This is a genomic window from Streptomyces sp. NPDC054786 (assembly GCF_053611685.1).
In genome coordinates this window covers 84,165-99,158 of the sequence record NZ_JBSHAW010000021.1, presented here as the reverse complement: position 1 = coordinate 99,158, position 14,994 = coordinate 84,165, and the positions used below count along the sequence as shown (strand labels likewise).

The following is a 14,994-nucleotide window of genomic DNA, read 5'->3' as shown; positions in this document are numbered from 1 at the left end:
TCGCAGCCATGCCGACACCTCGTTCGTCCGCGGACCCGATTGCCGTCGTCGGAATGGGCTGCCGCTTTCCCCCGTCGCTCTCCTCACCGGAAGAGCTGTGGAACTTCCTCGCGCGCGGCGGCAGCGCCACGGTCCCAGACTTCCCCACCGACCGCGGCTGGGATGTGCGGACGCTCACCAACCCCGACACGGGAGCTTCCGGGGCGACGTATGCGCGGGGCGGGGCGTTCGTCGACGGTGTCGGCGACTTCGATGCGTCGTTCTTCGGCATCAGCCCCCGTGAGGCGCTGGGCATGGACCCGCAGCAGCGGATCCTTCTGGAGACCTCCTGGGAGGCGCTCGAACGGGCCGGGATCGATCCGACGCGGCTCGCGGGCACCCGCACCGGGGTCTACTTCGGCGTCGTTGCCCAGGAGTACGGCCCAAGGGTGTTCGCCGGGGAAGCGGACCACGCCGGGCATCTGACGACGGGCACCACCCCGAGCGTGGCCTCGGGGCGTGTCTCCTACGCGCTGGGCCTGGAGGGGCCGGCCGTCACGGTCGACACCGCCTGCTCGTCCTCTCTCGTGGCCGTCCACCTGGCGGTGCGGGCGCTGAGGGCCGGGGAGTGCTCGCTGGCCCTCGCGGGCGGCGCCAGCGTGGTCTGCGCGCCGAGCATCTTCGTCGGATTCGGGCAGCTCGGGGCGCTCGCCCCCGACGGCCGCAGCAAGCCGTTCTCGGCGGAGGCCGACGGGTTCGGCGTGTCGGAAGGGGCCGGGGTCCTGGTGCTGGAACGGCTCTCGGACGCGCGGCGCCACGGCCACACCGTACTGGCGCTGCTGCCCGGTACCGCGATCGGTCAGGACGGCGCGTCCGAGGGCCTGTCGGCCCCGAGCGAGGCAGGCCAGCGTCGCGTGATACGCGACGCCCTCGCCGACGCCGGACTGACCCCGGCCGACATCGACGCAGTGGAGGCCCACGGCACCGGCACGAAGGTCGGCGACCCGATCGAAGCACGCGCCCTCATCGCCGCCTACGGAGTCGCCCGGACGGCCGGCGCCCCGCTCTTAGTAGGGTCGATCAAGTCGAACATCGGCCACCCCCAGGCATCGGCGGGCGTCGCCGGCGTCATCAAGATGGTCGAGGCGCTGCGCCGCGCCGAGCTACCCGGGACGCTGCTGTCCCGCGTGACGGACGCCGTCGACTGGTCCGCGGGATCCGTGCGGGTGACGTCCGAGACCATCCCCTGGCCGGCCCGGGGCGAATGCGCGACACCCCGCCCACGGCGCGCAGCGGTGTCATCGTTCGGCATCAGCGGGACCAACGCCCACATCATCGTGGAGCAGGCGCCCCCGCAGCAGGACCCGGACGCCGCGCGCGAAGGGCAGCCGGAGGACCGGGGAGTCGTGCCGCTCGTCCTCTCGGCGAAGACCCCGGCGGCGCTGCGAGCACAGTCCGCGAAGCTGCTCGCGCACCTCACCGAGCGCCCTGAACTCCGCCTCGCCGACGTCGCCCACACCCTGGCCACCGGCCGGGCCCGCCTCGACCACCGCTCCGTCCTGCTGGCGGACGGCCGCGAGCAGGCCCTGGAGGCGCTCGCCGCACTCGCCGAGGGCCGGCCGCACCTCGCCACGGTCACGGGAAAGGCCGGCGCGGCCGGGGACGTCGTCTTCGTGTTCCCCGGACAGGGCTCGCAGTGGACGCGGATGGCGGACGAACTCCTCCGTACCAGCGCCGTGTTCGAAGCGGCGATCGAGGAGTGCGACCGCGCCTTCGCCGAGTTCGTCGACTGGTCGCTGCTCGACGTCCTGCGGGGCGGGCCCGACGCGCCGGGCCTGGACCGCGTCGACGTCGTCCAGCCCGCCTTGTTCGCCGTCATGGTCTCCCTCGCGCGCTGCTGGCAGGCGTTCGGCGTCCGGCCCGGGGCGGTGATCGGGCATTCGCAGGGGGAGATCGCCGCGGCCCACATCGCCGGCACGCTCTCACTCCGGGACGCGGCGAAGATCGTCACCCTGCGCAGCAAGGCCATCGCGGCCATCGCGGGTACGGGCGGCATGGCATCCGTGGCGCTGGGCGCCGATGAAGTGGCACCCCACCTGGAGCGCTGGGACGACCGCCTGGCCATCGCCGCCGTCAACGGGCCGCGTACGACGGTGGTGTCCGGCGAGGCGGCGGCACTCGACGCGTTCGTACGCAGCTGTGAGGCCGAGAACATACGGGTGCGCCGCATACCCGTCGACTACGCCTCACACTCCGGCCACGTCGAGGAACTCCGCGAGGACCTGCACGAGGCGCTGGCGGGAGTCGAACCGGCCCCCTGCGACATCGAGTTCCTCTCCACCGTCACCGGACAGCCGATGGCGGGCGACGCACTCGGCTCCGACTACTGGTACCGCAATCTGCGCCGGACGGTGCGCTTTGAGCAGGCGGTGCGCAGCGCGTACGACCGGGGCCACCGCGTTTTCGTCGAGGTCAGCCCGCATCCGGTCCTGACCGTCGGGGTCGAGGAGTCGCTACAGGACGCCGCCGGACCCGGCGCCGTCGAGCCGTGCCTGGTGGTCGGCAGCCTGCGACGCGACGAGGGAAGCCTCGCCCGGCTTCTCGCGTCGGTCGCGGAAGTCCACGTGGCGGGAGGCGGGTTTGCCGTCGATCGGCACCTCGCCGACCGCGGTGCGCGGCGCGTCGATCTGCCCACGTACGCCTTCCAGCGCAAGCGCTTCTGGCTGGCGCCGACGGCGGGTAGGGCGACCGCCGTACTCCCGCCCGGTGGGGGCGGGCCGGATCACCCCTTCCTCGGCGCGGTGCACCACCACCCCGAGCGCGAGGGGCTGGAGTTCAGCGGCCGCCTCGCGACGGCCACCCACCCCTGGCTGGCCGATCACGCCGTCAACGGGGTGGTCCTGCTGCCTGGTGCCGCGCTCACCGAGCTGGCCCTGGCCGCCGGCCAGCAGATCGGCTGCTCCGCCGTGACGGAACTCGTGCTGCACGAGCCGCTGGTGATCCCCGAGCACGCCGCCGTCCAGGTCCAGGTCGTCGTCGATGACGAGTCCGACGAGGGACGCGGCGTACGGATCTTCTCCCGCACCGAATCCCCCGGGCCGCTCGACGCCCGGCCCGCCTGGACGAAGCACGCCGAGGGCTTCCTGGGTACGGCGCCGGCCGACGCCGGTGCCGACGCGGCGGTCTGGCCGCCGGTCGGTGCCGAGCCGGTGGAGGTCTCGGACGCCTACCGGCGGCTGGCCGCGCGCGGGTACCAGTACGGGCCCGCTTTCAGGGGGCTGCGCGCGGTGTGGCGCCGGGGCGGCGACGTCTACGCCGAGGTCGCCCTGCCCGACGGCATCGAGGGCGACGGCTACTGCCTCCACCCGGCGCTCCTCGACGCGGCCCTGCACGCACTCGAATACGTCGAGCTCGACCGCGAAGTCACCCCCGGCGAAGTGCGGTTGCCGTTCGAGCTGTCGGGGATCCGGCTGCATGCGGTGGGCGCCTGCGCACTGCGCGTGCGCCTTACCTCGACCGGGCCCGACACCTACGCATTGGTGCTCTTCGACCCGGACGGCCGGCCGGTGTGCACGGTCGGGGCACTGACGCTGCGGCCGATCACGCGGGACCGGCTGCTCGCGGCCGGCACCGGCACGTCCGATGCGCTGTTCCGGCTCGACTGGACCGAGCTCCCCCCTCCGGACACGGCCGCCACCCTGACCGAGTGGGCCGAATGGCAGACGGTGTCCGCATCCGGCACCCCGGCCGCCGCGGTGCTGCGCTGCGAGACCGTCGACGACCGGCCCGGGGCTCAGCTCCCGCAGCGTGCGCGACAGGCACTCGGTGACGTGCTCCGGGTGGCGCAGCGCTGGCTGACCGACCCGGCCCGCGACAACGCCACCTTGGTGGTCCTCACCCGGCGTGCCGTCTCCACCGGCGCCGGTGACGATGTCGTGGACCTGGTGCACTCCCCCGTGTGGGGGCTGCTGCGCAGCGCGCAGACGGAGAACCCCGGCCGGATCGTCCTGGCCGACGTCGACGACTGGACCGGCTGGCGGGAACTGGTCCCTGCCGTGCTGGCAAGCGGCGAACCGCAGCTGGCGTTCCGGCAGGGAACTGCCCGGGTGCCGCGTGTCGTACGGGCGGAGCGGTCCCGCATCGGGGGGCTCGACCGGCTGCGGGAGCCCGAGTGGCAGCTGCGCACGCGGGGCGAGGGCGCGCTTGAGGCGAGCAACATGGCCCTGATGCCGTGGGCCGAGGCCGCCCGGCCGCTGGCCGCGGGTGAGGTCAGGGCCGAGGTGCGCGCGGTGGGACTGAACTTCCGCGACGTCATGATCGGGTACGGGCTCTACCCCGACCCCGGCGCCGACCTCGGCAATGAAGGGGCCGGCGTGGTCGTGGAGGTGGCCGACGATGTGCGGACGCTGCGGCCCGGCGACCGCGTGATGGGCATGTTCTACGGTGTCGGTCCACGCGTGGTTCGCGACCAGCGGTACTTCACCCGCTTCCCCGCCACATGGTCCTTCGAGCAGGCGGCGGCCACTCCGGCGGTGTTCCTGACCGCCCACCACTGCCTGCGCACCCTGGCCACCCTGACCTCGGGGCAGCGGCTGCTGGTGCACGCCGCGACCGGCGGGGTGGGCCTCGCGGCGATCCAACTGGCCCGCTACTGGGGAGCCGAGGTGTTCGCCACCGCCGGCCCGCAGAAGTGGGGCACACTGCGCGACCTGGGATTCGGCGACGACCATATGGCGAACTCGCGCACCTGCGACTTCGCCTCCGCGTTCCTCGAAGCGACCGGCGGCGCCGGCGTCGACGTCGTCCTCAACTCGCTCGCGGGCGAGTCCGTCGACGCCTCACTGCGGCTGCTGCCGCACGGTGGCCACTTCATCGAGCTGGGCAAGACCGACATCCGCGACCCGCAGCAGATGGCGCGGACCCACCCCGGCGTTCGCTACCGGCACTTCGACCTCACGCGCGTGGGCCCGGACGACATCCGGGAGACGCTGTCCGCGCTCGGCTCGCTGTTCGACCGCGGCGTGCTGCAACCGCTGCCGGTCTCGGTGCGCGACGTCCGGCAGATGCCGGAGGCGCTGACGTTCCTCAGCCAGGCCCGCCACACCGGCAAGCTCGCGCTCACCCTGCCAAGGGCTCTGGACCCGGCGGGCACCGTGCTCATCACCGGTGGCACAGGTGTGCTCGGCGCGCTGCTCGCACGCCATCTGGTGACCGCCCACGGCGTCCGGCACCTGCTGCTGCTCAGCCGCAGCGGACCGTACACGGCCGCGGCGCGCGAGCTCGGCGACGAACTACGCGCGCTGGGCGCCCAGGCGCGGATCGTCGCCTGCGACGCCGCAGAACGGCACGCGCTCGACGAGGCGTTGGCCCACGTCCCCGCACAGCACCCGCTGACCGCCGTCGTCCACGCCGCCGGAGTGCTGGACGACGGGGTGTTCGGCGCGCTGTCGCCGGCCCAGCTCGACCGTGTGCTGCGGCCCAAGCTCGACGCGGCCTGGAACCTGCATCAGGCGACCGGCCGGGCGGACCTGTCCGCATTCGTGCTCTTCTCGTCCGCGGCCGGCATCCTGGGGTCGCCCGGACAGGCGAACTACGCCGCGGCCAACACGTTCCTCGACGCGCTCGCGGAGCACCGGCGCCAGCGCGGGCTCCCCGCGACCTCCCTCGCCTGGGGCGTCTGGGCGCAGGAGACCGGGATGACCGGCCACCTCAGCGGGACCGATCATGCCCGGCTGCGCCGACTGGGGTTCTCGGCGATGTCCTCCAAGGAGGGGCTGGCGCTATTCGACGCCGCGCTGCGCAGCGGTCGTCCGCTGCTGCTCCCCGCGCGTCTCGCCCTGCCGTCCGGGCGGTCCCGGGGGCCCGAGGGCGCGGGGGAGTGGCCCTCGGTCCTCGGCGGGTTCGTACGGCCCGCACTGCGCGCGGCGGGCAATGGCCGGCGCGCGGACGAGACACCACGGCTCGGCGACAGCCTGGGACGCATGACACCGGACGAGCGGCGCGCGACGCTGCTCACCCTGGTGCGGAGCGTCGCCGCGACCGTGCTGGGGCACGACACGCCGGAGGCCGTCGGCCACGACGTGAACTTCAAGGACCTCGGCTTCGACTCCCTGGGCGCCGTCGCCTTCCGCAACCGGCTCAAGAAAGCGGCCGGGCTGCCCGTCTCGACCAACGCCGTCTTCGAGCACAAGACCCCGGCGGCGCTGGTGGAGCACCTGCTCGCCCTGCTGCCGCAGGCTGCCACGGCCGCGCTGCCGGGCCCGGCTCCGGCCGCACCGCCCGCCCCGCCCCGGGCTGCGGAGCCGGCACCGCGACCGAGCGCCGAACGGACTCCGGCAGCCGGGACGACGTGGCCGCTGAGCGGCTACCAGCAGGACGTCGTCACGGCCGCGCTGACCTACCCCGACCGGCCCGTCGCCCAGCCCAGCGGCTACCTCCGTCTGCGCCGCACGACAGACGTCGACCGGGTGAAGGCGGCGATCCTGCGCACCGCGCGCAGGCACGACGCCATGCGACTACGGCTCGAACCGCACGGCGACGAGTGGCGGCAGCGGGTGCTGCCCGACTACCCGGACGTCGAGGTCGTGTCGTTCCGCGACTCCCCGGATCCGGGGGACGCCTGTCGCCGGTGGATCGACCGGACCACCGAGACCGTCATCGCGCTGGACGGACCCCTCGTGCAGACGACGATCCTCATCGACGACGCCGACTCGCTGATCGTGTACTGCCGTCTCCACCACGTCGTGGCCGACGCCTGGGGCATCAACCTCATGCTCAAGGAGATCTGCGAGGACTTCGAGCCCCACGACGGCCGGGCTCCGGACGCGTCGGCCCCGGCGCCCAGCTGCCTTGACGTCGTCGCGGCGGACCGCGCCTACCGCGCCTCGCCGGACCGGCAGGCCGACCGGGACGCGCTGGTCGGAGCGGTGGGCGGGCTGACGCCCGCGCTCTTCGCCCGCACCGCGACGGTGGGCGGCCACCGCCGACTGCGGCGGTCCGTGCATGTCGACGCCCACCTCGCCGACCGTGTCCGGGCCACCGGGTGCTCGATCTTCGCGGTGACCGCGGCCGCCCTCGCCGGCTACCTGCGTCGGCTGCACCGCGACGGCGACATCGTCCTCGGCGTCCCCCTGCTCAACCGGCAGACGCCGGAAGACCTCGCGACCATGTCGGACGTCGCGAACATCCTGCCCCTCCACGTGCCCGTCGACGAGCACAGCACGCTGCTCGACCTCGCGCACCGGATCCGCTCGGACGTCTGGGACCTCACGTCCCATCAGCGGTTTCCGCTGGGCGATCTGCTCGGTGCGCTGCGCGATGAAGGCCACCGGGCGCAGGGCCTGTTCGACGTCACCTATTCGTACATCACCGTCCCCGACAATCCGCTCGACCGGCGGGACGACGTCGAGCTGACCGTGCTCTCCTCCGGGTACGCGCTCGACGCCGTCAACATCGTCGTGCGCGAACACGAGAGCGACGGCTCGCTCGACGTGGACGTCTTCTACGCCGACGACGTCTTCGACGACACCTTCTGTGTCGAGGCGGCGATGGGGAATGTCGCCCGGCTCCTCGACGAGGGCCTGCGATCGGCCGACGCACCGCTGCGTACGCTGTCGATGCTCGGCCCCGACGAAACCGCCCGCATCAGTGCGTTCGAACGCCCGCACACGGCTGAACTCGACGAGACGGCGACCCTCGACCGGCTGATGACGGCGCAGGCCGGCCGCACGCCGGACCGCCCGGCAGTCGTCTGGTCCGATGCCGACGGCGGGACGCACACGCTGACCTACGCGGAGTTCCTCGGCCGCGTCTCCCGGCTCGCACAGCGGCTGCGGGACGCCGGGCTGCGGCCGGAGGAGTGCGTGCCGGTATTGCTGCCGCGGTCCGCGGAGTACCTGATCGCGGTGCACGCCGTGCATGCGGCGGGGGGCGCCTACGTACCCGTCGACCCGCAGCATCCGTGGGAGCGCGTCCGGTCCGTGCTGACGGACTGCGGGGGACGGATGGCCATCTGTGACGAGGAGTCCGAAGGTTTCCTCGGTCCGCTCGGCATCCGGCCCGTGCCGGCCGCCGCCGCTACGGTGCGGGGCGACGCCTCCGACGCGGACGCCGAGCCCGTCGAAGTGCCCGGTCTTCCGGCCGCGTCCCGTCCCAGGGACCTGGCCTACGTCCTGTACACCTCGGGCTCCACCGGCACTCCAAAGGGCGTGATGATCGAGCACCGTTCGGTCGTCAACCGTCTTGCCTGGATGCAGCGCCGATATCCGCTTCAGGACGACGACGTCGTCCTGCACAAGACGCCCGCGACATTCGACGTGTCGGTGTGGGAGCTCATGTGGTGGGCCCAGGCCGGCGCGCGGGTGGCGGTGGCGCCGGCGGGGGCCGAGCGCGATCCGCGGGAGCTGGGCGCCGCGATCGCCCGCCACGGCACGACGGTCCTGCACTTCGTGCCGTCGATGCTCGCCGCGTTCCTCGATCACCTCGCACACGACCCGGAGGCGGCCGCGCAGATCCGCACGCTCCGGCGGGTCTTCTGTAGCGGCGAGGCGCTCTCACCCGCGCTGGCGGAGCGCTTCCGCGCGGTGTTCGCCGCGGCCGGACGGGCCGATGTGCGGCTGACCAACCTCTACGGTCCGACCGAGGCGACGGTCGACGTCTCCTCCTTCGACATTCCGCAGCAGGGCCCCGTCGGACGGGTGCCCATCGGCAAGCCCCTCGACAACATCGCCCTGATGGTCCTCGACGGCGCGGGCCGGCGCTGCCCGGTCGGTGTGCCGGGCGAACTCAACATCGCGGGCGTCGGCGTCGGCCGTGGCTACCTGGGCCGACCCGCCCTGACCGACGAGGCGTTCGTCGTCGACGAATCCCTTCCGGAGCGGCGCCGGTACCGCAGCGGGGACCTCGCGCGCTGGCTGGCGGACGGCACCCTCGAATACCTCGGCCGCCTGGACGACCAGGTCAAGGTCCGCGGGAACCGGGTGACGCTCGGCGAGGTCGAGAACGCGCTGACCCGGTGCCCGGGCGTGGTGGCGGCGGCGGTCGCCGCCGAGGACACCGGCGCCGGAACGCGGCTGGTCGCCTATGTCGTCGCGGACGACGGCACGGCCGTTGACACGCGGTCCGCGCGCGCGGAGTCCGTCGTGGACTCCCTTGCCGGCCTGCTGCCTTCGTACATGATCCCGGCGGACTTCGAGTGGCTCGACGACCTTCCCCTGACCCGGAGCGGCAAGGTGGACCGGCGGGCGCTGCCCGGGCTCGGACGGCGCGAGCGCGGCGCAGGCACCGACCGGCCGGGCACCCCTGTCGAGCGGGAGCTGGCCGCGATCTGGCGGGAGGTGCTCGGGTCGGGCGCGTTCGGCGTGCACGACGACTTCTTCACGGTGGGCGGCGACTCGATCCTGGCCCTGCGTGTGCGGACCGAGGCCGAGAAGCGTGGACTCTCCTTCGACCTCGACCGGTTCCATGCCCGCCCCACCCTCGCGGGCCTCGCCGCGCACGTGTCGGCCGGCGAGCGCACCCCTGCGCCGAGCGCGGGGGTGTCCGCCCCGCTCGACCTCGTACCGCTGATCGACCGGGCTTCACTACGGACCGTCGAGGATGCCTTTCCGGCCTCCCAGATGCAGCTGGGCATGCTGTACCACAGCCTGCACAGCGCGGACTCCCCGTTGTACAAGGACGTCTTCCGCTACCGCCTGAGGATGCCCTGGGACGAGGACGCGTTCCGTGCGGCGTACCGGCGGATGGTGCGTCGGCAGCCGGCGCTGCGCTCGGTCTTCGATCTCACCGGCCGGTCGACACCGCTGCAACTCGTCCTCCCGGAGGCCCCGGACGCCCTGGAGATCACTGCGGTGGACGCCCCGGGCGCCGAGGACGTCGAAGCCTATGCGGAGCGGATGCACCGCACCGAGTACCCGCCGGCCGACGCGGGGGCGGAGCGGGCCACCCCCCTGCACCGCACCCGGGTCTTCGTGCGGCCGGACGGTGTGGACCTGGTGTTCAGCTTCCACCACGCGATCCTGGACGGCTGGAGCGTCGCCCACCTGATGAGCGAACTGCTCACGGACTACCTGTCGGTCGCCGACGGTCGCCCGCCCGCAGACGCGGCGCGGCCGCACCCGACGCTGCTGCTCGCCGAACACGTGCGTGCCGAGCGCGCCTCGTGCGGGGGGCAGGCCGCGCGCCGGTTCTGGAACGAGGCGCTGGAGGGGGCCAAGGCCACCACGATCGAGTCGGAGCGGGCCCATGTCGTGCGCCCGGCCGACGAGGACGGCGACCGGATGATGCCGCTTCCCTCGTGGCTCGACCGGAGCGTGCGACAGTTCGTGCGGCGGCAGGGCGTACCGATGAAGTCCGTCCTGCTAACGGCGCACTGCCTCGCGCTGCGGATGCTGTCCGGAGCCGACGACGTCACCACGGGCTGTGTGACACACACCCGGCCGGACGGCGCCGACGTCGAACAGTGCGCGGGCCTGTTCCTCAACACCCTGCCGGTACGCCTGGACGGGCGGCAGCGCACCTGGCGCGACGCGGTCGAACACGTGGTCCGCTGGGAGCGGGACGCCTTCCCGCACCGGCGCTTCCCCGTCAGCGCGCTCACGTCCGAGCGGGGCGCGCCGGCCTTCGAGACGGCGTTCAACTTCGTCAACTACCACACGCTCAGCGGCGTTCTGGACGGTGGGCGGATCGAACTCGTGGATGTCGGGGTGCGCGAGCAGACCAACTTCACGCTGCTGACCACCGCGCTGGTCGACCCCCGCGACGGCCGCCTCGCCGTCCGGGTCAGCACCGGTGAGGACGCGCTCACGGCGGCCCAGTGCCTGGAGTTCGGCCGACTCTTCGTCCGGGTGCTCGGGGAGATCGTCCGGCACCCCGACGAGGAGACCGACCTGGGGGAGATCCGGTACGGCGACGTCACGGAGACGGTCGCCCGGGTGGCCATGGAGCACCCGACGGCCAATGCGGTCGTCGGCGGCGCGGACCGGGCGGAGCGCTGGGACTACCGCCGGCTGTCCGATGCCGCGGACACCGTGGCGGTGGAACTCCTGCGCACAGGAGTGCCGTTCGGCGCCCGCGTGGCGATCCGTATGCGGCGGTCGACCGAGCTGGTGGCGGTGGTGCTGGGCGTGCTGCGCGCCGGGGCGGCCGTGGTCCCGCTCGACCCAGACTATCCGCAGGCGCGCCTTCGCGCGATGCTCCGGACGGCCGGGCCGTGGCTCGTCGTCGCGGAGCCGGATTCCGGCCCGCCGCTCGAAGGGGCGGCGCGGATTCTCCCCCCGGAGGCGCTTCTCGCGCCGGACAGGAGCGTCGCCGCAGCGGACGGCACCGACGAGACCCCGCTGCCGCGACTGCGCGCCGACGACGTCGCCTATGTGCTCTTCACCTCCGGATCCACCGGTGAACCCAAGGGCGTGGTGATGCCGCACCGCGCGCTGACCAACCTGATCGAGTGGCAGAACCGGCGTGCCACCGGTGCGGCCGGAATGAGCACCCTCCAGTTCGCGCCCCTCAGCTTCGACGTCTTCTTCCAGGAGGTCTTCTCCACGCTGTGCGGCGCCGGGACCCTGCACCTGGTGCCCGAGAGCGCGCGCCAGGACCCGGTCGCTGTGCTCAAGGCCGTCGCCGACGGCGGAGTCCAGCGGCTGTTCCTGCCGTATGTGGCCCTTCAGGCACTGGCGGAGGTGGCGGCGGCCACCGGCACGTACCCGCGCTCGCTCCGGGCGGTCATCTCTTCGGGCGAACAGCTGCGGATCACCCCGGAGATCCGCGCGCTGTGCGCCGCGAACCCGGACGCGGTCCTGGAGAACCAGTACGGCCCGACCGAGACCCATGTCGTCCTGGCACACCAGTTGTCCGGCCCTCCCGAGGACCATCCGCCGCTGCCGCCCGTCGGCACCCCGGTCTCGGGGACCGTCGTCTCCCTCCTCGACGACCGGATGCGGCCGGTCCCACCGGGCGTGAAGGGCGAGATCCACGTCCAGGGACCCGGCGTCGCGCTGGGGTACGAGAAGCGGCCCGAGCTGACCGCCGAGCGCTTCGTCACCGGCCCGGACGGCGAGGTCCGCTACCGTACTGGCGATATCGGCATCGCCCTGGCGAGCGGCGAGATCGTGTGCCTCGGCCGCGCGGACCGTCAGGTCAAGGTGCGCGGCTACCGCGTCGAGTGCGCCGAGGTCGAACTCGCGGTGCTCGGTCTGGGCGCGACGTACCCCGGCATCGAGCAGGTGGCGGTGGTACCACGCGACCTGGGCGGATCCGACGCCGTACTGGAGGCCCTCCTCGTCGGTGACGCACAGCGGACCGATACCGAGGCGCTGCGGTCGCAGCTGCACCGCGTGCTGCCGTCGTACATGGTGCCGTCCCACTACCGCTGGATCGACGCGATGCCCCTGACACCGAGCGGAAAGCGCGACGACGCCGCGCTGCGGGCCCTGACCGCGCACGGATCCGGTGGCGTCACCGCGGCCGGCGGCGACTCCGGAGGCGGCCTCGAAGAGGAAATCGCCGCCGTGCTGGCGGAGTTCGCAGGTGTCGACGACCTGGACGCCGAGACGGGGTTCCTCGACGCGGGCGGGACCTCGATCGGAGCCGTACGCGTGTCGATGACCATCGCCCGGCGCTGGGGGGTGGAACTCCCGCTGGGGACGTTCCTCGCTGCACCGACGGCTCGCGGGCTCGCGGCGGTCATCCGGGCCCGCGGCGCCCGCCCCGCCTTCGACCCCGTGGTCCCCCTGCGCACCTCGGGCGAGGGCGAGCCGCTGTTCCTGGTCCATCCGATCGGCGGCAGCGTCCTGTGCTACCGCGAACTGGCCGACCGGCTCGCCGGCGATCGGCCGGTGTACGGTCTCCAGGCGGCAGGCGCGGAGCCCGGCACCCAGCCCCTGACCTCGGTGGAGGAGCTGGCGAGCGCGTACATCGCGGCGATCCGCCGAGTGCGTCCGGACGGGCCCTGCCACCTCGCCGGCTGGTCCTTCGGCGGCTATGTGGCGATCGAGATCGCCCGTCAGCTGGGGGAGGCCGAGGTCGCCACGCTCACGCTGCTCGACACCATGGCGCTCGGCGACGGGCCACGGCAGCTCTTTGACGAGCAGCAGCTCCTCGTCCTGTTCTTCCGGGAACTGCTCTGGTACGCGGTCGGCGAGACGGAGTCCGACGACGCGCTCGATCCGTCCGGCTGGGAGCCGCAGGAGCTGTTCGACGCGATCTTCCGCCAGGCCGTGGAGCGGGGAATCCTTCCCGAGGACGGCTCACCGCGGCTACTGCGCCGGCTGTACGGAGTGTTCCGGGCCAACTACCGGGCGACGATGGACTATCGCGTCGGCCCGATACGCAAGCGCCTCGTCGTGCTGCGGGCGGCCGACGAACTCCCGTCCGGCTTCGCCACCGCACACCGCACCCTTGGCACCATGTGCGCCGGGCCCGACAACGGCTGGCAGCGCTGGGCGCAGGACGGGGTCGAGACGGTGGAGGTCCCCGGCAACCACCTGACGATGATGGCCGCCCCGCACGTGAGTGTCGTGGCGGACCGTCTCGGCGACGTCCTCAAGCGCGCCGCGGACCGCGGCGGAGCGGGCCGATGACGGCGACCGCGGGGGGCGGGGCGGGGCAGATCCGCCGGCCGCTGAGCCCGATGGAACGCTGGTACTGGATCTGCGACCGGATCTCCCCGCTCAATGTGATCGCCCGGGTGCAGGTGACCGGTGCGGTGAGCGGGGAGGCCCTCGCACGGGCGGGCGCACTGCTGGCCGCGGAACATCCGCTGCTGCGCGTCGCCGTCGCCGCCGGCCCGGGGGACAGCCGCCCGTGTTTCGTCGCGGCGAAGGACACGCGGATACCGGTGCGCACCGTGCGCTGCGATGAGCCCGATCCGCAGCGGTGGGAACGGGAGGTCGACGAAGTCGAGTTGGTGACCTCGCTCGACTGGCGCGAGGGACCGCTGGCCCGCATCGTCGATGTCGCGCAGGGCACTCCCGGGGCCGCCGGCGAATGCCATGACCTGATCCTCACGGTGTCGCACGTCATCGCCGACGGGACCACCCTGATGGAGCTGTTGCGCCGCCTGGTGGAGCTGGCGGCCGTCTCGGCCACGTCACCGGCGGTCGACGCACCGAGGCCGCGAAGGCCGCTGCCGCCACCGGAAGCACTGCTGCCGAGGCGGATCAACGGGGCACCCCGCACGGTCCACCTCGTCGCCTGGCTGGTCGCCGACCGGATCGCCGGGGCACTGGCCCGGCCCCGCCGGCTGTGGCCGGCCACGCCGGTGCCGCCCGCACTGCGGCGTACCCGGCTCATCCGGCACGAACTGGACGCCGCGCAGCTGGACGCTCTGGTGCGGCGGTGCCGCCTGGAAGGTGTGACGGTCCACAGTGCGCTGGCAGCGGCGATGGCGCTGGCCGTGTCCGGCACGGCGGGGCCGGCGGGGCGCGGCGCGCGCGTGACCGTCGGCTCCCCGGTGGACTTCCGTGCCGATCTGGTCCCGCCGGTCGGGACGCGGGACGCGGGCGCCTACGTCGCCACCGTGCCGTCACACATCAAGGTGGGCGCGGCCGGCGGCCTGTGGGCCGTGGCACGCGGCGCCCACCGGGACCTACGGCGCCGCAAGCGGCTCCATCAGCACCTGGCGCTGGTCTCTCTGCTGCGTTTCATGGCGCCGCGCTCGGTCCGGCGAAGCGCCCGTGTCCTTGCCCTGGTCGACAGGTCGGGGCCGGGGAACACCTGCCTGTCCAACATCGGGCGCTACGGCTTCCCCGACCGGGCCGGGCGATGGGAACTGTCCGGCGCCCAGTTCGTCGCCGGCATCTCGGTCAGCGGATACCTGGTCGCGACGGTGAACACCAGCCACGGCTCACTGCACTGGAACTTCACCCATATCGACGGCGCCGTCCCCCGGGACCGGGCCGAGCGGATCGCGCATCGAGCGGTGCGCGCCCTGATGTCGGGCCTCGGGCCCGCCGGGACGCTCACACCGGACCCGGACCGGGCCATCGTGCCGGGCACCACGACAACGAGAGGTTGATC

The 14,994-nt window shown here is 73.3% G+C and carries 2 protein-coding genes; both read left to right on the top strand.

Going from position 1 to position 14,994, the window contains the following annotated elements:
• The first annotated feature begins 8 nt into the window (after positions 1–8).
• Complete coding sequence (locus ACWGI6_RS19165; RefSeq protein WP_453268598.1) at positions 9–13,556, top strand: amino acid adenylation domain-containing protein; 13,548 nt, start codon at positions 9–11, stop codon at positions 13,554–13,556.
• Positions 13,553–14,992 (top strand): phthiocerol/phthiodiolone dimycocerosyl transferase family protein, encoded by a 1,440-nt coding sequence (locus ACWGI6_RS19160; protein WP_453268597.1) that lies wholly within the window; start codon positions 13,553–13,555, stop codon positions 14,990–14,992. Before ACWGI6_RS19165 ends, ACWGI6_RS19160 begins: the two co-directional genes overlap by 4 nt.
• Positions 14,993–14,994: the final 2 nt, after the last annotated feature.